Origin of the sequence: Roseobacter sp. HKCCA0434 (genome assembly GCF_032464675.1) — a bacterium.
In the GTDB taxonomy this organism is placed as follows: domain Bacteria; phylum Pseudomonadota; class Alphaproteobacteria; order Rhodobacterales; family Rhodobacteraceae; genus Pontivivens.
Window position 1 is genome coordinate 1 of record NZ_JAWDKL010000002.1, and the last position, 21,835, is coordinate 21,835.

The 21,835-nt window shown below is 68.5% G+C and carries 22 protein-coding genes and 1 riboswitch; of the genes, 12 read left to right on the forward strand and 10 right to left on the reverse strand.

The genetic code is table 11. From position 1 onward, the window contains the following. The 6 genes from RX333_RS01965 to RX333_RS01990 all read left to right on the forward strand — a co-directional run. A partial coding sequence (locus RX333_RS01965) for a TonB family protein (protein WP_316013234.1) occupies window positions 1-850 on the forward strand: 850 nt, incomplete at its 5' end. 87 nt (window positions 851-937) lie between these two features. Next, window positions 938-1,154, forward strand: a riboswitch (cobalamin riboswitch). A gap of 135 nt (window positions 1,155-1,289) precedes the next feature. Next, complete coding sequence (locus RX333_RS01970; protein WP_316013235.1) at window positions 1,290-3,107, forward strand: TonB-dependent receptor plug domain-containing protein; 1,818 nt, start codon at window positions 1,290-1,292, stop codon at window positions 3,105-3,107. Next, on the forward strand, window positions 3,094-3,927 hold the full coding sequence (locus RX333_RS01975; RefSeq protein WP_316013236.1) for an ABC transporter substrate-binding protein: 834 nt from the start codon (window positions 3,094-3,096) through the stop codon (window positions 3,925-3,927). The genes RX333_RS01970 and RX333_RS01975 overlap by 14 nt, the downstream gene beginning before the upstream one ends. Before the next feature lies 1 nt (window position 3,928). Continuing rightward, window positions 3,929-4,912: an iron ABC transporter permease gene (locus RX333_RS01980; protein WP_316013237.1), complete on the forward strand. Its 984-nt coding sequence runs from the start codon at window positions 3,929-3,931 to the stop codon at window positions 4,910-4,912. After that, a complete protein-coding gene (locus tag RX333_RS01985; RefSeq protein WP_316013238.1) occupies window positions 4,909-5,667 on the forward strand; it encodes an ABC transporter ATP-binding protein in 759 nt (252 codons plus the stop codon). Before RX333_RS01980 ends, RX333_RS01985 begins: the two co-directional genes overlap by 4 nt. A 56-nt stretch (window positions 5,668-5,723) precedes the next feature. After that, on the forward strand, window positions 5,724-6,314 hold the full coding sequence (locus RX333_RS01990) for an adenosylcobinamide amidohydrolase (RefSeq protein ID WP_410056039.1): 591 nt from the start codon (window positions 5,724-5,726) through the stop codon (window positions 6,312-6,314). Between the two features lie 136 nt (window positions 6,315-6,450). Here RX333_RS01990 and RX333_RS01995 read toward each other — a convergent pair whose 3' ends face one another. From RX333_RS01995 to RX333_RS02010, 4 genes are all read right to left on the reverse strand, one after another. Beyond that, window positions 6,451-8,670, reverse strand: a complete 2,220-nt coding sequence (locus RX333_RS01995) for a PAS-domain containing protein (RefSeq protein WP_316013240.1) — start codon at window positions 8,668-8,670, stop codon at window positions 6,451-6,453. Further along, window positions 8,667-9,803 (reverse strand): FIST N-terminal domain-containing protein, encoded by a 1,137-nt coding sequence (locus RX333_RS02000; protein ID WP_316013241.1) that lies wholly within the window; start codon window positions 9,801-9,803, stop codon window positions 8,667-8,669. The genes RX333_RS01995 and RX333_RS02000 overlap by 4 nt, the downstream gene beginning before the upstream one ends. 68 nt (window positions 9,804-9,871) lie before the next feature. Then, window positions 9,872-10,573, reverse strand: coding sequence for a response regulator transcription factor (locus RX333_RS02005; protein ID WP_316013242.1), 702 nt, complete (start codon window positions 10,571-10,573; stop codon window positions 9,872-9,874). 153 nt (window positions 10,574-10,726) lie between these two features. Continuing rightward, window positions 10,727-12,493 (reverse strand): PQQ-dependent methanol/ethanol family dehydrogenase, encoded by a 1,767-nt coding sequence (locus RX333_RS02010; RefSeq protein WP_316013243.1) that lies wholly within the window; start codon window positions 12,491-12,493, stop codon window positions 10,727-10,729. Window positions 12,494-12,687: 194 nt separating this feature from the next. On the opposite strand from RX333_RS02010, the gene RX333_RS02015 reads away from it, so the two are divergent. Further along, window positions 12,688-13,677 carry an ABC transporter substrate-binding protein gene (locus RX333_RS02015; RefSeq protein ID WP_316013244.1) on the forward strand — a complete coding sequence of 330 codons (990 nt, stop codon included), beginning with the start codon at window positions 12,688-12,690 and terminating at the stop codon, window positions 13,675-13,677. After that, entirely contained in the window at window positions 13,678-14,319 is a 642-nt protein-coding gene (locus RX333_RS02020) for an ABC transporter ATP-binding protein (RefSeq protein WP_316013245.1), read from the forward strand. It begins immediately after the preceding gene. On the opposite strand, the gene RX333_RS02025 is transcribed toward RX333_RS02020, so the two are convergent. From RX333_RS02025 to RX333_RS02050, 6 genes are all read right to left on the reverse strand, one after another. Then, the gene (locus tag RX333_RS02025) at window positions 14,301-14,840 is read right to left on the reverse strand and encodes a sel1 repeat family protein (RefSeq protein WP_316013246.1); all 540 of its coding nucleotides are present in this window, start codon (window positions 14,838-14,840) and stop codon (window positions 14,301-14,303) included. The genes RX333_RS02020 and RX333_RS02025 overlap by 19 nt on opposite strands. 65 nt (window positions 14,841-14,905) lie before the next feature. Beyond that, window positions 14,906-15,703 carry an ABC transporter permease gene (locus RX333_RS02030; protein WP_316013247.1) on the reverse strand — a complete coding sequence of 266 codons (798 nt, stop codon included), beginning with the start codon at window positions 15,701-15,703 and terminating at the stop codon, window positions 14,906-14,908. Continuing rightward, window positions 15,700-16,410 carry an ABC transporter ATP-binding protein gene (locus RX333_RS02035; RefSeq protein ID WP_316013248.1) on the reverse strand — a complete coding sequence of 237 codons (711 nt, stop codon included), beginning with the start codon at window positions 16,408-16,410 and terminating at the stop codon, window positions 15,700-15,702. The genes RX333_RS02030 and RX333_RS02035 overlap by 4 nt, the downstream gene beginning before the upstream one ends. Further along, on the reverse strand, window positions 16,407-16,832 hold the full coding sequence (locus RX333_RS02040; protein ID WP_316013249.1) for a hypothetical protein: 426 nt from the start codon (window positions 16,830-16,832) through the stop codon (window positions 16,407-16,409). Before RX333_RS02040 ends, RX333_RS02035 begins: the two co-directional genes overlap by 4 nt. Next, window positions 16,832-17,797, reverse strand: coding sequence for a YVTN family beta-propeller repeat protein (locus tag RX333_RS02045; protein ID WP_316013250.1), 966 nt, complete (start codon window positions 17,795-17,797; stop codon window positions 16,832-16,834). Before RX333_RS02045 ends, RX333_RS02040 begins: the two co-directional genes overlap by 1 nt. Beyond that, window positions 17,794-18,954: an ABC transporter substrate-binding protein gene (locus RX333_RS02050; protein ID WP_316013251.1), complete on the reverse strand. Its 1,161-nt coding sequence runs from the start codon at window positions 18,952-18,954 to the stop codon at window positions 17,794-17,796. Before RX333_RS02050 ends, RX333_RS02045 begins: the two co-directional genes overlap by 4 nt. Window positions 18,955-19,103: 149 nt before the next feature. Between RX333_RS02050 and pedF the strand changes: the two genes are divergently transcribed. The 4 genes from pedF (at window position 19,104) to RX333_RS02070 (ending at window position 21,825) form a co-directional block, all read left to right on the forward strand. Further along, window positions 19,104-19,790 (forward strand): cytochrome c-550 PedF, encoded by a 687-nt coding sequence (gene pedF, locus RX333_RS02055; protein WP_316013252.1) that lies wholly within the window; start codon window positions 19,104-19,106, stop codon window positions 19,788-19,790. Next, window positions 19,787-20,689 carry a transporter substrate-binding domain-containing protein gene (locus RX333_RS02060; protein ID WP_316013253.1) on the forward strand — a complete coding sequence of 301 codons (903 nt, stop codon included), beginning with the start codon at window positions 19,787-19,789 and terminating at the stop codon, window positions 20,687-20,689. Before pedF ends, RX333_RS02060 begins: the two co-directional genes overlap by 4 nt. 70 nt (window positions 20,690-20,759) lie before the next feature. Next, window positions 20,760-21,308 (forward strand): carbon monoxide dehydrogenase subunit G, encoded by a 549-nt coding sequence (locus RX333_RS02065; RefSeq protein WP_316013254.1) that lies wholly within the window; start codon window positions 20,760-20,762, stop codon window positions 21,306-21,308. A gap of 31 nt (window positions 21,309-21,339) precedes the next feature. After that, window positions 21,340-21,825, forward strand: a complete 486-nt coding sequence (locus RX333_RS02070; RefSeq protein ID WP_316013255.1) for a (2Fe-2S)-binding protein — start codon at window positions 21,340-21,342, stop codon at window positions 21,823-21,825. Window positions 21,826-21,835: the final 10 nt, after the last annotated feature.

Genomic DNA, 21,835 nt, shown 5'->3' on the forward strand with positions numbered 1-21,835 from the left:
GCCCGAGCCGGGCCGCGTGACCGTGCCCCGCGGCGAAGGGCCATCGGTGGCAGAGCCGGTTCGGGCCCCGGCGGCGGAGGTCGCGCGTGCCCAGGGAGGGGGGACTGCGCCGAGCGTCGCGGTGCAGGCCGAATCAGGCGGCTCGGTAGAGACGACAGAGGCGGACCTGCCCGAGCCGATGGCGCCGGTTTCCGCCGAGGCCGCTCCGGTCGAGACCGTGCCGACTGTGACCGGCCCGACCGAAACGATCCCGGTGGAGCCGGATGCGCCCGAGACAACCATCGCCGCCGAGGCGGAGCCTGTGCCCGACACTGCGCCCCTGACCAGCGCGCGCCCGATGGCACGGCCCGAGCGGGCCGAACCGCGCCCGGTCGCGCCGGAACCGGAACGACAGCCCCGACCGGAGCCCGAGCCGGTGCAGCGGGCCGATCCGCGTCCCGAACCTGCACCCGCGCCGCATGCAGCTCCACAGCAGACTGTCGGCAATGCCGATCGGGATGCGCGCACTGGAACCGATGGAGGGGAAGCCGCGACGCCGTCGCAGGGCAGCGGGCAGGCGGGCAACGCCGCCCAGGCGGGCAATGCCGCCGCCAGCAACTATCCCGGCGAGGTGATGGCGCGCGTGCAGCGCGTGCCCCGCCCCCGCCTGCGCCGCCCGGCGCGTGCGCCTGCCGTTGTCACCTTTGCGATCGGGCCGTCGGGGGCGCTGGCCTCGGTCGGGATCGCGCAGAGCTCCGGCTCGGCCGAACTCGACCGTGAGGCGCAGCGGCTGATCGCGCGCGCGGCCCCCTTCCCGCCGCCGCCCGCCGGGGCGCAGACTCGCTTCACCATTCGGATCGAGGGCGGCTGAGGCGTCGCGCCTCCGACCCCACGCGGTGAGATGGTGCAGGTTTTCGCACGGACCCCGCACGACTCCTTGACACGGGTGGCATGGGGGGTCAGGAAAAGTCACTTCGGTTCCGCTGCGCCCCCGTGCGTATCGGATGAAAAGGGAACGCGGTGCGGCCATCCGGCCAACTCCGCGGCTGCCCCCGCAACTGTAAGCGGTGAGCGAAGCCGGAATTGCCACTGACACGCGCAGCCCGCGTGATGGGAAGGCCCGGCCGAGCATCGACCCGCGAGCCAGGAGACCTGCCGAAGCGATCATCCTGTCCGGGCACGGGGCGTGCCACGGGCGACGGGCAATCCGTAGCGATGACACCCATTCATCGTCTGCGGGGGGACTTTCCTTCGAAGACATCGGCATCACGACCCCCGGTCCGACCGACCGGGCTTCGAAGGGACAGGACATGACCCGAACGCTTCTGCTGGCGACCACCGCCGCCATTCTCGCAACCGCAGCCCAGGCCCAGGACGCGCCCGTCGATCTGGGCACGCTGGTGCTGTCGGGCAGCCTCAGCCCCGTCGCCGAGGGGCGCACGGGCGCCTCGGTCGAGATCGTCGACGGCGACGTGGTGGAGGAGCGCGACGGCCGCGTCCTCGACACGCTGGTCCGGCTGCCGGGCGTCAACGCGACCTCGAATGGCGGGCTGGGCACGCTGGGATCGCTCCAGCTGCGCGGCCTGCCCGCGCGCTACGTGGCCACGCGCATCGACGGGATCGACGTGTCCGACCCGTCGGGCACGCAGATCGATTTCAACTTCGGCAATTTCCTCGGCGCGGGCGTCGACCGGATCGAGGTGCTGAAGGGCTCGCAATCCGCGCTCTACGGCTCCGAGGCGATCGGCGGGGTGGTCGACATCACCAGCTTCCGCCCAGAGCGGCTGGGCTTTTCGGGCGAGGTCCGGGGCGAGGCGGGCAGCTTCGAGACCTACTCGGGCTCGCTGAGCCTGGGTTACCTGACCGATCGCAGCGAGGTCGCGCTGACCTATGGCCAGGTGAAGAGCGAGGGCATCTCCGCCCGCAGTTCGGACAACGAAAAGGACGGGTTCGAGCAATCCTCGCTGTCCTTCACGGTCGCGCATGACCTGAGCGGTGTTCTGACCGTCGGGGGCGCACTTCTCTACAGCGACAGCGAGCTGGAGCTGGACGACAGCCGCACCGTCTCGACGGGGGAGAGCTTCTCCGACCAGATCGGTGGGCGGGTCTATGCGCAGCTCGACACCGGGATCGTCTCGCATGAGCTGAGCCTGTCCGCCTACGAGATCGACCGCAGATTCCCGACCGGCTTCGTGCAGAACTTCGAGGGGCAGCGGCGGACGATCGCCTATCTGGGGAGCGTCGCGCTCGACCCCGCGTCGACGCTGAATGTCGGCCTCGATTACACCGAGGAGGAAACGGAAACCGACAGCACCACCGGGTCGGAGGAGAATGCGTCGGTCTTCGCCGAGGCGCTGCACGCGCTGACCGACCGGATCGACCTCTCCGCCGCCGTCCGCTACGACGACAATTCAGATTTCGGCGGCGAGGCGACCAGCCGTCTGGCCGCTGCCTGGCGTCCGGTGGACGACTGGACCCTGCGCGCGTCGCTCGGCACGGGCTACCGCGCGCCGTCGCTGTTCGAGCGGTTCAGCGCCTATGGCGACCCGGCCCTGCAGCCCGAGACCAGCCGCAGCGCCGAGATCGGGGTGGAGCGGCAATTCGGGGCTGCGGGCTTCGTCAAGGCGACCGCGTTCTACACCGAGATCGAGGATCTGATCGACTTCGACGGCGCGGCCACCGCCTGCGGGTCGGGTTTCGGCTGCTACAACCAGGTGCCCGGCACCACCACCTCGCGGGGCGTCGAGCTGTCGGGGGAGGCGGTGCTGACCGAGCGCGTGGCGCTCTACGGTGCCTATACCTACACGGATGCGGAGACGGAGGGTGGCCGCCTGACCCGGACGCCGCGCCACGACCTGGTCGTCGGTCTCGACGCCGAGTTCACGCAGGCGCTGTCGGGCCATGTCGACGTGCGGCACGTCGCGGATATCGAGGCGTCGCCCTTCGCCCCGGCAGGCAATCTGGTGGGCGACTACACGCTGGTGGGTGTCGGCGCGTCCTATGGCGTGACGCCGGATGTTGAGCTCTATGTTCGGGTCGAGAACCTGTTCGACGAGGATTACGAGACGGCGGGCGGTTACAACCAGCCGGGCCGCGCGGCCTATATCGGTGCCCGTGCGGCGTTCTGAGGTCATAGCGCTCGGCGCGGCGCTGCTCTTCGCGGGCAGCGCCGCGTTGGCCGAGGCACCGCGCCGCGTGGTGTCGATGAACCTGTGCACCGACCAGCTGGCCATGCTGGTCGCGGCACCGGGGCAGCTTCTGTCGGTCTCCCACCTCGCCGCCGATCCGCGCGGCTCGGCCATGGCGGAGGCGGCGGCGGCCTATCCCACCAATCACGGGCTGGCCGAGGAGATCTACCTGATGCGGCCCGATCTGGTGATCGCGGGCACGTTCTCCAGCCGTGCGACGGTGGACATGCTGCGCCGCCTCGACATTCCTGTCGCGGTATTCGACCCGGCCTACGGGCTCGACGAGGTGCGCGACAGGCTCGCGCAGATGGGCGATGTGCTGGGGCGAGAGGAGACGGCGCTGGCGCTGGCGGCCGATTACGACGCCCGCCTCGCCGCGCTGCGGGTGGAGCTGGCGGCGCGTCCGCGCGCGGCGCTCTATTACGCGAACGGCTACACCTCGGGCGACCGGACGCTGGCCGGGCAGATCCTGATCGCCGCGGGGTTCGAGAACGCGGCGGTCGAGGCGGGCTTCGCCTCGGGCGGGATCTTGCCGCTGGAGGTCCTGGCGATGCTGGAACCGGATGCGCTGATCACCGGGCGCCGCTACCCGGCGGCCTCGCGTTCGGAGGAGATCCTCGATCACCCGGTCGTCGAAACGCTGAGGGAACATCGCGCCCGCGCCACGATCGCCGATCGCGACTGGGTCTGCGGCACGCCCTACGTACTGCGCGCCATCGCCGATCTGGCCGGGACGCGTACCGTGATGGGGGAGGAGTGAGATGAGCCGCCTTGCCGTTCTCCTGACCGTCTTGCTGATCGCGCTGTTTCTGGCCGCCCTGACGCTCGGCCCCGCCGGGATCGGGCCGGGGGAGAGCCTGCGCGCGCTGGTCGCGGGCGATGGCGGCCCGCTGACACTGGTGATGCGGGAGATCCGGCTGCCGCGCGCGATCCTCGCCGTGATGGTGGGGGCGAGCCTCGGCCTGTCGGGGGCGGCGATGCAGGGCTATCTGCGCAACCCGCTGGCCGAGCCGGGGCTGATCGGCGTGTCGGGCTCGGCGGCGCTGGGGGCGGTGATTGCGATCCAGACCGGCCTCGCCGCGGCGGTGGCGCTGGCGCTGCCCGCGATGGCGCTCGGCGGGGCGGCGGTGGGTGTGATGCTCGTCATGGCGCTGGCGGGGCCCCGCGGCTCGTCGCTGACGCTGATCCTCGCTGGGATCGCCATCTCCGCGATGGTGGCGGCGCTGACCTCGCTGGTGCTGAACCTGTCACCCAACCCCTTCGCCGCGAACGAGATCGTGTTCTGGATGATGGGGTCGCTGGCCGACCGCTCGATGACCCATGTGTGGATCGCACTGCCCTTCATGGCCGTGGGCTGGGCGATGCTCGCCACGCTGGGCCGCGGGCTCGACGCGTTGACGCTGGGCGAGGACGCGGCGGGCGCGATGGGCATCCGGCTGTCGCGGATGCGGCTGGTGCTGGTCGTGGGCACGGCGGCGGTGGTGGGGGCCGGGACGGCGGTCGCCGGGGCCATCGGCTTCGTCGGGCTGGTGGTGCCGCATATCCTGCGCCCGCTGGTGGGGGCGCGGCCTTCTAGGCTGTTGTGGTCCTCGGCGCTGGGGGGTGCAATCATGGTGCTGGCGGCCGATATCGCGGTGCGGCTCATCCTGCCCGATCGCGACCTGAAGCTGGGCGTGGTGACGGCGCTGGTCGGCGCGCCGCTGTTCCTGCACCTGATCTACAAGACGCGGAGGCGTCTGGCATGAACCTGCTGCGCCTCGAAAACCTGTCCGTCGACTTGCGCGGGCGCCCCGTGCTGCGCGACGTCTCGCTGGAGGTCGGCGCCGGGGAGTGCGTGGGGCTGATCGGGCCGAACGGTGCGGGCAAGTCCACACTGATGCGCGCCGCCCTCGGGTTGATCGCGCATGAGGGGGAAAGCTCCCTCTCCGCCCTGCCGCATGCCGAGCGGGCGCGGCGCGCCGCCTGGATGCCCCAGGCGCGGGAGATCGCGTGGCCCGTCAGCGTCGAGACGCTGGTGACTCTCGGCCGCATCCCGCACATGGCGGCGGGGCGGCGTCCGACGGCGGAGGATCGCGCGAAGATCGACGCCGCGCTGGCGCGGATGGACCTCGATGCGTTTCGCGCGCGCACGGCGACCAACCTTTCGGGCGGCGAGCAGGCCCGCGTGCTGATCGCGCGCGCGCTGGCGCAGGACACGCCGCTCGTCATCGCCGACGAGCCGGTGGCCGGCCTCGACCCGCGCCACCAGATCGCCACGATGCAGACCTTCGCCGACCTTGCGCGCGCTGGACGCAGCGTGGTGGTGTCGCTGCACGATCTGGGCCTCGCCGCGCGGCATTGCACGCGGCTGGTCCTGCTCGACCGGGGCCGCGTGGTCGCCGACGGCCCGCCCGAGGCGGTGCTGACCCTCGATCGGCTGGCAGAGGTGTTCCAGATCCGCGCCCATTACCGGCAGACCGAGGACGGCCCGGTCTTCCAGCCGCTCGACGTGATCGCGTGAGCGGGGCGGGCCTGACGCTCGCCCGGCCGTGGCTGACGCTCGATCTGGGGCGGGAGATGCGGGTGCTGAGCTGGGCGATCAACCGGCCCGGTTTCGTCACCGCGCGGCGGATCCTGTGGCGCGAGGTGCGCAATGCCGACCTGCCCGAGGGCCTGGACGTGCATCGCTGGCTGGAGGAGGAGCTGGTTGCGCGGGGGGAGGCGGAGAGCGTCGCCTTCCTGACCTCGCGCCGGATCGACCGGGTGCACGACCGCGCCGCGCGTATCGAGGGCATCACCGCACGCGCGGTCGCCACGGTGGGCCTGTCGAATGCGGAGCGGGTGGGCCTGCGCCAGACCGCCCCGCGTGGACCGTTCGGTACGATCAACATCGCGGTAACGCTCGATACGGGGCTCGGCGAGACGGGGCTGATCGAAGCGCTGTCCATCGCGGTGCAGGCCCGTACCGCCGCCATCGTCGATGCGGCGATCCCGCTGGCGGGCGGCCTCGCCACCGGGACGGGCACCGACTGCATCGCGCTGGCCGCGCCGCCCGGTGCGACCGATTACGCAGGGCTGCACACCGCAATCGGAGAGGCGATCGGCCGCGCCACCTATGAAGCGGTGCGCGAGGGGGCCGAGCAATGGCGGGCGGAGCAGGCCGACTGAGCGCGCCGTGCTACCGGATCGGGCGAGGGGTTGCCTGTCTGCCGGGGCCGACCGGACCACGCGGCACGGAGGCATCGGCGTATCACGCATGGGATGAGCCCCGCCGGGACCGAGCGCGAGACGTTCGGCTCGCATCCTAGTCCGCGCGCTCCTGACCGCTGCGAGGTCCGAACAGCGACAATTCCCGTCGGATGGCCGCGATCAGCATCTCTCTGTCCACGGGCTTGGACATCAGCGCGACCCCCGCCGCGGTGCAGATCGTGCGCAGATCCTCGGACCTGTTCGCGGACACGATGATCGCCGGTGCAGGGCCGAACTGCGCGGCCAGCGTTTCGCGCAGCTCAAGTCCGGTCTGACCGGACCCCAGCTGGTAGTCCAGCAGCACGAAATCCGGAGCGATGTCGATCTCGCGCAGCAACGCCACCGCGGTCTCGCCGTCATGCGCCATGAGGACCTCGGCCCCGTTCTCCTCCAGAAGCTGGGACATCGCCGCGGCCAGCGCCTCGTCGTTCTCGACAAGCAGGATGATGATTCCGTCCAGTTGCTCCGACCGGCGCGCCGTCTTGTCCCGCTGCGGTTCGTGGGTGATCCGGGCGCGCTGCAGGCCGATCTCGAACCGGCTGCCCTGCCCGACCTCCGACCTCAGAGCCAGGCTGTGCTGCAACCCCTTGCAGGCCCGCTCGACGATGGCCAGCCCCAGACCCAGACCCGGCGTTTCCGCGTCCTGATCCTTGCGCGCGAACTCTCGGAAGATCAGGTCGCGGTCCTCCATCGCGATGCCCGGCCCGGTATCGGCGACCGAGACCGTCACCAGATCGTTCGCGACCTCGACGCCGACATCGACCCGGCCGGTCGCGGTGTACTTGACCGCGTTCGAGATGAGGTTCTGCAGGATGCGCCGCAGATAGGACGGATCGCTCAGCACGAAGGGGTCGGCGTCCGGGATGCTCAGCGACAGGCCCTTGGCCTCGGCCAGCGGGGTGATCTGATCGCGCAGCGGCCCCAGCACGGCGGATAGCGCAACCGGCTGCACGCTGAACACCGCCTTGCCCGCATCGAGGCGAGAGATGTCCAGCAGCGCCTCGATGATCTTCTCGACACCGTCGAGCGCGCTTTCCGCCCGGCGCAGCGTCGCCAGCGAGGCGGCATCGGGCATGTGGTCCGACAGCGACGCCATGAACAGCTTGGCCGCCGAGAGCGGCTGCATCAGGTCGTGACTGGCGGCGGCGACGAAGCGGGACTTGGAGGCGTTCGCACGCTCCGCCTCGGACAGCGCGACCTTCAGCTCGGCGGTCCGGTCGCGCACGCCCTGTTCGAGCCGCTGGTTCATCTCAGACAGCGCGGCGGCGGCGGCATGTTCCGCGGTGACGTCGGTGAAGCTGATGACGAAGCCGCGATCGGGCATCTGCTGCGCGAAGACGCGGAAGGTCTGCACCTCGTTGCGCGTCAGCTCGAAACTGATCGCGGGCCGCCGCCGCGTTCGGCTCCAGCGCAGCAGCTTGCGCTGATCGAACCCGTCATGGAACGTCAGCTCGTTCTGCAGCAGGTCGAGCAGTTCGGAGAACGGCAACCCGTGCATGGCGCGCGCGGGCGGCAGCGCCAGCAGCCCGTCCATGTTCTTGTTCCAGCCGATCAGCCGCAGATCGGCGTCGAAGATGCATACACCCTGGTTGAGATGGTCCAGCGTGGCCTGAAGCGTCCGCGTCTGCTGGTCGCGCAGCTTGTCACGCTCCAGCCGTTCCAGCCGCATGATCTGCGTCACATCCGTCTGAAGGATGACCGTCCCGCCCCGCGCGGTGCGATGCTCGCTGACCTGGATCCAGCGGTTCGTCTTGAGCGGGACGTTGAACACGACATAGTCGTCCGAGTGCAACGCCAGCCGCGCCGATACCCAGTCCTCCGGGCTTTGATGATCGGGCAGCGACAGATACCGGCTGCGCGAGATCAGCGCGATGTAGTCGGCGAACTGCATCCCGCTTTCCAGCTCGTCGGAGATATCGGCCATGTCGCGGCAGAAGCGGCTGTTGAACAGCACCAGCCGTTCCTCGGGGTCGAACAGCGCGAACCCCTCGTTGATCGTCTCGATCGCCTCGGCCAGGTTGGCGCGGGCCGCCTCGATCTCGCGGTTCGCATCCTCCAGCCGGGCATTCGATTCCTGCAACAGGTCGAGCGCCCTCTCCAGCTCCCGCGTGCGGCCGCGGACCTGGGTTTCGAGCAGTGCCGCCCGCTCGAACTGCTGATAGGCGAGCCCGGTATCCTCGCTCTTCTGCTCCACCCGGCGCATCAGCGACTGCGCGATGCGCAGGAGCTTTTCGTTCTGCCGCTCAAGGCTGTCGAATGGATTGACGATCGTCATGGCGCATCGTCCGCGTGGCGATAGACCGCTACGCCCGTCATCGTGTGATTGACGTGCAACGGGCCGATCTGCTCGCCATAGGTGGAGAAGCCGGTAACGCGGTATTTCGCCATGATCCGCGACAGTTCGGGGCCGAGCTGCTTCTGCTCCGCCTCGATGCGGCGCAGGATGCAGTCGCAGCCGATGATGTGGTCGGGCGCGCCGCCCACGCTCAGCTCCTCCATCTGCAACGACAGGTGCTCGACCATGTTCTGCGGCCGCGCGACGGTCAGCACCATGCCCTCGTCGATGGCGGAGAAGAAGACCAGCTCCCCCGCATCGTTGACCTGCTGGATGGCGCGGACATGGTGCTGTCCGCCGATACGGACGACGACGGGATGGGCCGCGAAGGTGAACCGGTCGAGCTGTTCGGGATCGCGCCCGACGATGCGCGCATATTCGCGCGCGGCCGGTTCGGCGTTGATCGACTTCACGATCCGCCGTTCCGGGTCGGCCTCGGTGACGACCATACGGGTTCCGGTGGGCAGGAGGTGATCGTGGCTGAACACGCGCAATTCGTGGCGGGAGCGGACCATCGTCAGCACGGCGGCACCGCGCGCCACGTGCCCGTTCAGCGAAACCTGCGTTTCGCGAAAGTCGATCCCGTCCCCGGCCGACGCACCGCAGAGCGGCATGTCGCGCAGCGTCGGGCTGATCGTCGCGGTCAGGGTGTCCTCACGCAGCGACAGGCCGTCGATCACCAGGAATGCGCAACCGCTTTCCATCCGCGGGTTGAGCTCCTGCAGCGCGATGCGTTCCTGCACGATCCGGTCCATCACCGGCTCTGCCACGAACCGGTCGAGGTCCTCGATCAGGATCGAGGTGGAGGCGAACTCTCCCCGCTCGAACCCGATCGCGACGATCAACCCCTCGTCATAGCCGTCGGCCCCTATCTCGCCCGCTGTCGTGCAGCTGACGACGTCCGCCTCGGGCCAGGTGGCATGCGCGGCGGCGCTGACCGCCTCGAAATCGGCCAGCGGCGTCACGAACAGCATCAGCAGGCCCAGGGGGACGTCGCCGATCTGGGCGCGGATCTCGCGCACCGGATCGGTATGCGTCCAGCGGACCTGCGCGGTCTGGAGCAGGTCCGTCATGTCAGCCTGCGCCTCCCCAACGGCATCGCCTTGTCTTTTCTCGTGAAACCGTTTCCCTGGCGACCAGCTTAGGGACTCTCCGACGCGGCATTCAAGACATTTGAGAACTGCGCCTGCTGGACCGCCAGCGCCGCCTGCGTGCGGCTGTGCACATCCAGCTTGCGCATGATCGCGGTCACATGCGCCTTGACTGTCGCCTCGGCGATCGACAGCTCGAAGGCGATCTGCTTGTTCAGCTTGCCCTGGCAGATCAGGTTGAGGATGCGGGCCTGCTGGCGCGTCAGCTTGGCCAGTCGCTCGACCACGTCCTGAACGGCATCTTCCTGCACCGCCTCGGCGACGTAGCCGGGCGGGGTATAAATCTCGCCTCGCGCGATCAGGCCGAGCGCCTCGCGGAAGGTCGAGCGCGGCGAATGCTTGGGCACGAAACCGGCCGCGCCCGCCGTGATCGCGCCCGAGACGATCTTGTCCTCGGTCATGGAGGAGACGATGATGATCGGCACGGTCTCCGCCGCGCGTCGCAACCGGATCAGCCCGTCCAGCCCACTGACGTCGGGGAGGTTGAGATCGAGCAGGATCAGCGCGGGCGGCGTTTCGTCTTCCAGAAGGTCGAGCGCGGCCCCCAGGCTCGCTGCCGTCGCCACCCCGGTGAAGTTTTCGAACGTGCGCAGCGTCAGTTCCAGCGCGTCGCAAAACAGCGGGTGGTCGTCGATGACCAGGGCCCAGCCCGAAGGTGTCGTCGGCGACGAGGTCGAGGCAGTCGAGGTCATCTGCGAGTCCGTGTGCATGGTCCTAACCTAGCGCGGCACGACCGCGCGGCGCACTAAGCCAAAGGTCTAAGTCGTGACCGCCCCTGGACGGATCCGCACCAGAAAAAGGCGCGCCCCGCGATGGGGGCGCGCCAGGTTTCAGCACCGTCGCGTTCAGTTTTCCGCGAGCTGCTGGGGAAGACGGAAGGTCCAGAGCATCCCGCCCTGATTGAGGTAGTTGACGGTCTGTGCGACCTCGCCACCCCACAGCGGAACCGCCCCGCCCCAGCCCGAGATGACGGAGACATACTGCTCCCCGTCCATTTCCCAGGTGATCGGCTGACCGACGATGCCAGAGCCGGTCTGGAAGGACCACAGCTCCTCACCCGTCTGGTCGTCGAAGGCGATGAAGCGGCCCTCGGGCGTTCCGGTGAAGACCAGTCCACCGGCCGTGGCCATCACGCCGCCCCAGAGCGGAGCCTCGTTCTGGAACTCCCACACGATTTCGCCGGTATTGGGGTCGATGGCCTTGAGACTGCCGATATGGTCCTCGTAGTTCGGCTTGATCGTGAAGCCCGAACCGAGATAGGCGGCACCCTCGCGATAGGTGATCGGCTCGTTCCAGATATCCATGCCCCACTCGTTCGACGGCACGTAGAACAGGCCGGTCGAGGGCGAATGCGCCATCGGCATCCAGTTCTTGCCGCCCAGGAAGGACGGGGAGGAGAAGACGACCTCGCCCCGCTCTCCATCGGCGCTTTCGGCGGGATTGCCGGGACGGTTCTCCTCGTTGAAGATCGGCCGCCCGTTCTCGTCGATACCCTCGGCCCAGGTGATGTCCTTCACGAACGGCGTGGCCGACACGAAGGCCCCGTCCTCGCGGTTGAGGACGTAGAAAAAGCCGTTCCGGTCGGCGGTGGCGTAGCGCATGTTGCCTTCCGCATCGACGAAGGACACGACCTCGTTCACGCCGTCATAGTCCCAGCCCTCGCGCGGGGTGGTCTGGAAATGCCACTTGATCTCGCCCGTCGCCGGGTCGATCCCGAGGCGCGATGCGGCGTAGAGGTTGTCGCCGGAATTGTCCTCCGTCGGCTCGCCCGCGTTGCGCAGGTGGCTGTTCCAGGGCGCGGGGTTGCCCGTGCCGAAGACCAGCGTGTCGGTATCCGCGTCATAGGAGCCGCCAAGCCATGTAGCGCCGCCGCCGGTCTGCCACATGTCGCCCGGCCAGGTGGCGTTGAGCGTGCCGGTCATCGTGCTCTCTTCGCCGTTGAGCGTGCCCATGTGGCCCTCGATCACGGGGCGGGTCCAGATCAGGTCGCCCGTCTCCGCGTCGCGGGCCTGCACCTCGCCGACGATGCCGAACTCGCCGCCGGAATTACCCGTCACGATCATCCCGTCCACGATCAGCGGCGCTGCGGTATAGGAATAGCCCGCGCGGTAATCGGCGATCCGCTTGTTCCACACCACGTCGCCCGTGCGCCGGTCGAGCGCGACCAGCCGCGCGTCGAGCGTGCCGAAATAGATGTTGTCGCCGTAGATCGCGGCCCCGCGATTGACGACGTCGCAGCAGGGCAGGATGCCCTCGGGCAGGCGGGCATCGTATTGCCAGATCTCGGCGCCCGTCTCCAGGTCGATGGCGTAGAGGCGGGAATAGGATCCCGTGATGTACATCACACCGTCATAGACCAGCGGCTGCGTCTCCTGACCGCGCTGCTTCTCCCCGCCCAGCGAGAAGGCCCATGCGGGGACGAGGTTCTGCACGTTGTCCCGGTTGAGGATGTCGAGCGGCGAATACCGCTGAAGATCGCGGCCCATCCCGTTGGTCAGGACGTCCCCGGTGCTGGCCTGATCGTTGGCGAGCATCTCCTCGGTCACCTGGCCATGCGCGAGCGTGGTGCTCATCATCAGCGCGGCTCCCGCCGCGATCCCGTACCATTTCATGTCGTACCTCCCTGATCTGCGCCGGCCTTTGAACAGGTCGGACGTGTCGATGGCGCAGTTTGCGATCGAAACGGTGGCCCTGCCATTCCACCTTGGTCTTACGACCTCGGCGCCCTTGCCCATGCGGCTTTGGTCTTATTGGGCGACCTGCCCTCGTGCGTAGACTTGGAGAACACACGCGAAAGGAACGTGACATGTCTCTATTCGTCAGATGGGCGGGCGCCGCGGTCGCGCTGCTGGTCGCCACCTCGGTCGGCGCGCGGGAGGCCGATGCGCAGGATCGCCCGGTCCTGCGCGCGGCGGTGCTGCAATACGGCACTGTGAACTGGGAACTCGACACGATCGAGCATTACGGCCTCGATGCCGAGCATGGCTTCGATCTGGAAGTGCAGGGCGTCGCGGGCAGCGCGGCCGCCCAGGTCGCGTTCCAGGCGGGCGAGGCCGACGTGATCGTATCCGACTGGCTGTGGGTCGCGCGGCAGCGGGCGGCGGGGGCGGATTATGTCTTCATCCCATACTCGCGCGCCGTGGGCGGCATCATGGTGCCCGCCGACAGTGACGTTACCACCCTTCCCGACCTGGCGGGGGAGAAGATCGGCATCGCGGGCGGACCGCTCGACAAGAGCTGGCTGATCCTGCGCGCCTATGCCGCCCGAAATCACGACATGGATTTGTTGGCCGAGACCGAGCAGGTCTTCGGCGCGCCGCCGCTGATCTTCGGTGCCGCGCGCGGGGGCGAGGTCGCCGCCGCGATCAATTTCTGGCATTTCGGCGCGAAGATGGAGGCGGCGGGAATGCGCACGCTGCTATCCGTCGAGGAGGCGGCGACCGATCTCGGCCTCGATCCCGATACACCACTCCTGGGCTATGTCGTCGAGGGCGACATGCTGCGCGACGATCCCGATCTGGTGAATGGCCTTGCGGCCGCCTCGCGCGCGGCAAAGGATCTGCTCGCCACGGACGATGCGGCATGGCAGCGGCTGCGCCCGCGCATGAACGCGGCGGACGATGCGGAATACGACGCGCTGGTGGCGGGCTTTCGCGCGGGCATCCCCGCCCCCGGCCCGGTGGACGAGGCGGCCGCGGCCCGGATGCTCGATCTGATGTACGAACTGGGCGGTGCGGAACTGCTGGGCGAGGCATCGAGCCTGCCTGACGGCGTGTTCGCCCCGACCGGAAGCTGAGTGCCGGACACGGTCCTCGATCTAGACCTCGACGCCCTGCGTCTGGGGGAGGCGGAGATCCTCGGACCCGTCCGCCTCCACCTCGCGCCGGGCGAGACCGTGGCGCTGACCGGCCCCTCCGGGATCGGCAAGTCCACGCTTCTGCGGATCGTCGCGGGGTTGGAGACGCGCCATCGCGGGCGCCTTCGTGTTGCCGGTCCGGTCGCGATGGTCTTTCAGGAACCGGCACTGATGTCCTGGCGCGACGTCGCCGCCAATATCACCATCCCCACCGGTGTCGATGCGCGCATGGCGGCAGACCTTTTGACGCAGGTGGGCCTCGCGGGGCGCGAGGGGGAGTTTCCCGGCCGCCTCTCCCTGGGTCAAAGACGGCGGCTGGCGCTGGCCCGCGCCTTCGCCGTGCGGCCCAAACTGCTGCTGATGGACGAACCCTTCGTCTCGCTGGACGAGACGCTGGCGGCGGAGATGATGGACCTCTTCGCGCGGCTGCGGGACGCGCACGGCGTTGCGACCCTTCTGGTCACACATGCGCGCGAGGAGGCGGAGGCACTGGCCGACCGGATCGTCACCCTTGGCGGCAGCCCCGCCGGCATCGTCGAGGACAGGCCGAATGCGCGGCCGCCTCAGAACAGCGGGGCGTAGCGCCAGTCATCCGCATCGGGGGTCACGGCGTCGAGGTCGTAATCCGCGCCGCGCAGTCGTTCGGCGATGTCGAGCCCGTTGCCGGCGGCCCGATCGACCAGCGCGCGTCCCGCCGCCTCGTCGCGCGCCACGCCATGCCCACGCATCAGCGCGATGCCATAATTGAACTGCCCGACCGGATCGCCCGCCTCCGCCGCGCGACGGTCCCATTCGGCGGCCGCGTCGGGATCGTAGGGTCCGCCCAGCCCGTTATTGTCGAGCTGGCCCATCCAGTTCATGGCGCCGGTATATCCAGCATCCGCGCAGTTGCGAAACAGCAGCCGCGCCGTATCGTGATCGCCCGACTTCGTCATCGCATAGCCCATCGAGCACAGCACCATGCCCGTCTCGCCCCGTTCGGCGCGGTCGCGAAAGGACTGCCACGTCATCTCGTCGGGGTTGAGCTGCCCGTAGGGATCGTCATCTGCCAGCACCGGCGACACGGTTGCCAGCATCGTCGCAACTATGAGAGTGGATCGCATGGGGTATCCTTTCGTCCGGGGTTGCGATTGATCGTTCAGGGTAGACCGCTGCGCGATCGGCGCAACTATCCCTTGGTCTTACGCCGCATCAGCCGGCGGCCCGGATCGTATCCCCACAACGCCGCCGTCCCGAAGACCACCGCAGCCAGCACGACCCAGCCGAGCGCGGGCAGGTTCACCTCGCCGTAAAGCGCGAAGCGGATCAGCTCCACCACATAGGTAAAGGGGTTCAGGCGACATATTCCGTAGAGCCATTCCGAGCTTTCGGCCATCTTCCACAGCGGATAGAGCGCCGAGGACAGGAAGAACATCGGGAAGATCACGAAGTTCATCACGCCGGCGAAATTCTCCAACTGCCGAACGAAGCTCGACAGCAGCAGCCCCAGCGCGCCCAGCATCAGCCCCGCCACCACCAGCGCGGGCAGCACGGCGAGATAGCCGTACCACGGCATCGCGATGCCGAATGCGGCGGCGATGGCGAGGAAGACATAGACCTGAACGATCGAGATCGCGGTCGCGCCCACCAGCTTGGCGAACAGCAGCCACCAGCGCGGCAATGGCGCGATCAGCAGCAGTTTCATCGAGCCCAGCTCCCGGTCGATGACCAGGCTCAGCGACGACTGCATCCCGTTGAACAGCAGGATCATCCCGCACAGACCCGGGACGATGTAGGTCTCGTAGGTGATGTAGGTCTGATAGGGCGGAATGATGCTGAGCCCAAGCGCCGCGCGGAACCCGGCGGCGAAGACCAGCAGCCAGACCAGCGGGCGCACCAGGGCGGCGACGAACCGCTCGCGCTGATGCAGGAACCGCAGCCCCTCGCGCGCCACGATGGCCGTCAGCGCCGTCAGCCAGCGGTTCACGACGCGACCATCTGCAGAAAGGCGCGGGTCAGCGGCTGGTCGCCCCGGACCTCGCCCGCGATCCCGTCGACCAGCACCCGACCGTGATGCAGGATCACCAGCCGGTCGGAATCGCGCACCTCGTCGGCCAGATGGGTGGCCCACAGCACGGTCTCGCCTTCGTCGGCCAGGTCGTGCAAATGCCCGGCGATGGCCGCGCGGCTCTCCGCATCCAGGCCGACCGTCGGCTCGTCGAGCAGCATGACGTCCGGTTGGTGCAGCAGCGCGCGGGCGATCTCGGTCCGGCGCCGGTGCCCGCCATTGAGCGCGCGCGCCTTCTCCCCTGCCCTCTCGCGCATGGCGAGCCGGTCGAGCGCGGCGTCGATCCGCTGCTCCCGCTCCGTGCCCGACAGGCCGTGCAGCGCCGCGAAATAGCGCAGGTTCTGCCGGACCGTAAGGTCGAGGTCGAGCGTCGGTTGCTGGAACACCACGCCCAGACGCGCCAGCGCCGCAAGAGGGGCGCGCGCCATGTCGTGCCCGGCCACCGCGATGTGGCCCGCATCCGCGACGATCAGCCGGGTCAGCAGCGCGAACAGCGTTGACTTGCCCGCGCCGTTCGGCCCCAAGAGCGCGCAGAACCCGCCGCGCGCCAGATCGAAGGACACGTCGGTCAGCGCCGGTTTCGGACCGTAGGCGTGACTTACTCCCGAAACCGCCAGCCCCGTCATTCGATCGTGATGTCGAGACGCTGCATGTCCCCGGTGCTGCCCGGCACGGACAGGGTGTAGCGGCCCGGCTTGATGGCGACGAAGCCGATCTCCATCGTACCGGCCTCGTCGAACTCGACGCTGTCGAGACCCAGCGGGCGGATCTCCAGCCCTTCTATGACGATCTCGTCGATCCAGATCGCGCGGAAGAAGGCGGCCCCTTCGAGTGCCAGCTCCTGGCTGCCATCCGCCTCGATCTCGAACTCGTAATAGGTGCCCGATTTCAGCGTCCAGCCTTCGTCGGCCAACGGCATGCCGGCACTCAGCGTCAGGGGCGGCAGGTCTTCCTTGTTGTTGCCGCCCAGCAGCCCGGCTGCGCCGTATTCATGGGCATGCGCGGTGAAGCCGGTCATCAGCGCGAATGCCAGGATGATCTTTTTCATCAGTTCTCTCCGGTCGGGCGGAAGGCGGCGCCCCAGGGGAAGCGACCGACCGCGATGGTCTTGATCGCCTCGCGCGCGGCCACGTCGATGACGGTCACGTCGCCCGAGACGCCGTTGGTGGTGAACAACAGGCTGCGATCGGCGTTGAAGGCCATGTGCCAGACCCGCCGCCCGACGAGGATGTATTCCTCAACCTCGAAGGTCTGCGCGTTGACGACGGCGACATGGTTGGACGGGCCAAGCGCCACGAACACGACCTCGTCGCCGCCCGCGAACTCGAACCCCACGGGCTGCACCCGGTCGGGATGGACGCCCTGCACCTCGAACTCGATCTTCGCGATCTCGCCGAAGTCGGAGGTGTCGAAGACGGTCACGGTGCCGCCGATCTCGGAACTGACCCACATCTGCGTGCCGTCGGCGGTGAATTCCGCGTGGCGCGGGCGGCTGTCGACCAGCGAATTGGCGAGCAGCTCGTGCGTTTCCGTGTCGATCCAGTGCGCCATGTTGGTGGTCTCGGAGGTGGTGATGGCCACCCGCCCGTCGGGGGAGACGGCCATGCCCTCCGGCTCCACGCCCACGTTGATCTGCGCGACCACGCTGCGGCTCTCGACATCGACGACGGTGGTGATCGCGTCATCCTCGTTGGCGATGTAGAGGTGCCGGTTGTCAGGGTGCAGCGCGAATTGCTCGGGATCCTCTCCCGACGGCAAATCGTGCAGAATCTCCCCCGTTTCGGGGTCCATCACCTGCACCGCATCGGAATCGGACGCGCAGATATAGAGCCGCGTATAGTCGTGGGAGAAGGTGATCCCCCGCGGCCGCTCCCCCGTCTCGTAGGTGCGCACGACCTCCAGCGTGTCGATGTCGATGACCGAAACGGTGTCGTCCTTCTCGTTCGTCACCCAGATCTCGTCGGCGGCGGCAGGGGTGGCGGCGAGCGCGAGACAGGTCAGGAACCGGATCATTCGAATGCCTCGCAGGTACTCTCCGGCCGGTCGAGGCCGAGGGTGTCGAGTTCGTTGGTCTGGTGGAGGAACCCCTCCAACGGCGCGGTCGCGACCAGCGCGCGCGCATGGGCAAGCGCCACGGGCTGACGCAGCTGGCCGTTCCAGTCGCGATAGGTCAGCGGACGGCCCTTGAAGCCGGCCAGTTCGAACGCATCGGACAGGATATAGCCGCGCAACGTGGCCAGATCGCCGCTGTCGGTGCGCGTGACCGCCTCGCCCAGCGTGCGCATCGCGGCCCAGGCGGCATAGTCGCGCGCCAGCATGTCGCGGCCATGCGCTTCCTCGAAGCGGGACTGAAGCTGGGCCGCGCCCCATTGCTCGACCACCGGCGCCCAGCCCAGTGGGACCAGCCCGTCGGTGCCGGTCACGGGGCGGGGACGCCAGGTGTTGTATTCCAGATAGCGGCCGAAATCCTCGGCCATGTCGGCGACGATCAGCGCGTCGTAATCGCCCAGATCCTGCGTGAACAGCGGCACCTCCTGCGCCGCGGCGCGTCGGATGTCGCTGTCGTTGCGCCACTCCTTCTCCGCCTCCAGCCGCAACCCGAACTTGGTCAGCGAAGCGCGCATCACCTCGGCAAAGGCGCGGTCCTCCTCTCGCGGACCGACGATCATCGCCAAATCCTGCCAGCGCCGCCAGACCAGGAACTGCGCCAGCGCATCGGTGCGCATCGCGTCCGACAGACCGGTATGCAGGACGTTGCCCCGACACTCCGCCGCCCGCAGCGCCATGTCCGAGGCTCCGGTGTTGAAGATCAGCGCCTCCGCCGCTTCGGGCATGTCGGCGATCGCCGTCAGCACGTCCGCCGGGGCGTCGAGGATCAGGAAGGGCGTCTGCGCCAGCAAGTCCCGCGCGGCGGCGCGCGGATCGCCCTCGGCCTCCACGCTGCGGTCGATCAGCGCGTAGGAATGGCCCAGGAACGTCCCCGTCGTCGCGTTGTCCGACAAGCCGGTGCGCGCGCCCGCCAGCCCGATATCGTCGGGCACGGGGTCGAGATTGCTGAGCGTCGGTGGCGGCGGCACGATGACATGCAGATAGCCGACATCGATCGTGACCTCCGCCACGGCGTTCGTGGCGCAAAGGGTCAGGCAGAGGGCGAGGCCTTTCAGGTTCATGCCGACACGCTACCGACCCTCGAAACCGGCTGCGATCAGACTTTGGTCGCGATGGGCGCACGGTTGCAACCAAGGTCGAATACACGCCGCCCGGCCTCGCATCCTAAAACGGACCCGAACCGAATGAATCCCAACGGGAAGGAATGACCATGCGTCTCTACATCACCCTGACGGCAGGGGCCCTGTCCGTCGCGTCGCTTGCCTTCGCTCATGGGGACGTGGCCCCGCAGGCCGTGAACACCGACAGCCTGCCCGAGGTGGGCGAGGACTGGCTGTTCGAGAACCCCTACCGGGCCGAGACGGCCGGAGAGGAAGTCTGGCACGAGGCGATCCGCATCGGCGCGTCCGGCTACAACCAGAACTGCGCGCGCTGCCACGGGCTCGAAGGCGTGTCGGGAGGGCTCGCCCCCGACCTGAGGTTCCTGGAAGCCGAGGAATTCGGCGACGAATGGTACATGGAACGCTATCGCCACGGCTACACCCAGAACGGCACCACCAAGATGCCCGCCTTCGGGGAACTGCTGGGTCAGGAGGCCGGCTGGGCGATCCGCACCTATGTCGAGACGCGCCCCGACCCCGACGCGATGGCAGAATATACCGATGAGCTGGCCGCGATCCGCGACGATCTGGCCGCCAACGGCACCACGCCCGATGCGCTCGACGCCGACGCGATCACCGCGCGTCTGACCGAGATCGGCGCCGCGATCCCGACCATGTCCGGCGCGCCGGTCGCCGATTCCATCGCCAGCCGCGCCGCGGTGCAGATCGACGGCACCGCCGAAGGCTACGAGACCGCGGCCGAGACGCTGACCATCGGGCTGAGCGCCGCGCAATGATCCGCCGGGGCCTCGCCATCTGCTGCCTGCTCGCCGGTCTCGCGACGGGCGACGCAGCATGGGCGCAGGACCCCTGCGCCTACTGGCCGCCTCAGCCCAAACCGCAGAACACCGACCGCGACATCGTCGGTCAGGACATCGACACGATCCGGGAGCGCGGCTTCATCACCTTCGCGCTCTACGAGAACTTTCCGCCCTATAGCTGGGAGGACGGCGCGACCCCGCGCGGTGTCGATGTGGAGATCGCCCGGATCGTCGCCGACGATCTAGGCGTGGAGCCGCGCTTTACCTTCGTTACGCCCGGCGACCGGTTGGAGGACGACCTGCGCAACTGGATCTGGCGCGGGCCGGTCGTGGGCGGCGCGGTGGTCAACGTGATGATGCGCGTGCCCTACGACGCCCGCTTCGCCTGCCGGGTGGAGCAGGTAGGCTTCACCGGCCAGTATACGGGCGAATCCATCGCCATCGCCTATGATGCGGAAAGCTATCCCGACGGCGGGCCGGTGCCCGCCTATTTCCGCTTCGAGCCGGTGGCGGTGCAGAACGACTCGATCACCGATTTCTATCTGTCCTCCTTCGCGGGCGGGCAGCTCTCCGCCCATATCCGCCGCTTTCCGCGCATGACCGGCGCGATGGCAGCCTTGAACGCGGGCGAGGTGCCCGCCGCCATGGGTCCGCTGGGACAGCTCGAATGGGGCGCGGGCGACGGGATCGCGGTGCATCAGCCGCCACTGGCCGGGTTTGCCGTCAGCAAATGGACGCTGGGGGTCGCCATCCACTTCGCCTACCGCCCGCTGGCCTATTCGGTCGACGACGCGATCGCGGCGGCCCTCGCCGATGGCCGGATCGCGGCAATCCATGCCGAATACGGGATCAGCTTCCAGCCGCCAGAGCGATGAGACGACCTTGGTTGCATATCCGCTGTCGGCCCTGCCCGATAGCTTTTCCGAACCACACGAGGACACCCCGATGAACCTGACCGACAGCCGCACCATCGACGCCGACATCCAGACCGTCTGGCGCGCCCTGCTGGACCCCGATGTGCTGCGCGCCTGCGTACCCGGATGTCAGGAGATGACCGGATCTCCCGAGGAGGGGTTCGAGGCCACGGTGGTCCAGAAGGTCGGCCCGGTAAAGGCGACCTTCAAGGGTCATGTCACGCTGGAGGACATGAACCCTCCCGAGAGCCTGACGATCGCCGGCGAGGGCAAGGGCGGCCCGGCCGGCTTCGCCCGCGGCGGCGCCAAGGTCCGGCTGGAGGAACAGGGGCCCGCGACCACCGTGCTGCACTACGATGTCGAGGCGAAGGTCGGGGGCAAGCTCGCCCAGCTCGGCAGCCGCATCATCGACGGCTTCGCCAAGAAGATGGCCGACCAGTTCTTCCAGAACTTCCAGGACACTGTCGCCCCCACGACGCCGGAGCCCACGGACTCGGAAGCGCCGAGCCCGGCGCTCGATGCCGCTGTCGCAACGGATACCGAACAGAAGAAAGGGTGGTTCGCACGCCTTCGCGGCTGAACCGGCACCAGAGAAAGGGAGACTACCGAAGATGACAGAAATCACCGTCACCGTGAACGGCAAGACCGTCACCCGCAGCTGCGAGGACCGCACGCTTCTCGTCCAGTTCCTGCGCGAGGATCTGCGCCTGACCGGCACCCATGTTGGCTGCGACACCTCGCAATGCGGCGCCTGCCAGGTCCACGTGAACGGCAAGGCCGTGAAGGCCTGCACCATGTTCGCGGTCGAGGCCGACGGGGCCGAGGTCGCCACCATCGAGGGTCAGGCCAACCCCGACGGCTCGCTCAATACGATCCAGCAGGCGTTCCAGGACTATCACGGGCTGCAATGCGGCTTCTGCACGCCGGGCATGGTGATGTCGGCGGCGGCGCTCCTGAAGGACAATCCCCAGCCCACCGAGGCGGAGATCCGCAATCACCTGCAGGGCAACCTCTGCCGCTGCACCGGCTACCACAACATCGTGCGCGCGATCATGGCGGCCTCGGGTCAGAACACCGACGCCATCGCGGCCGAATAAGAACAGACAA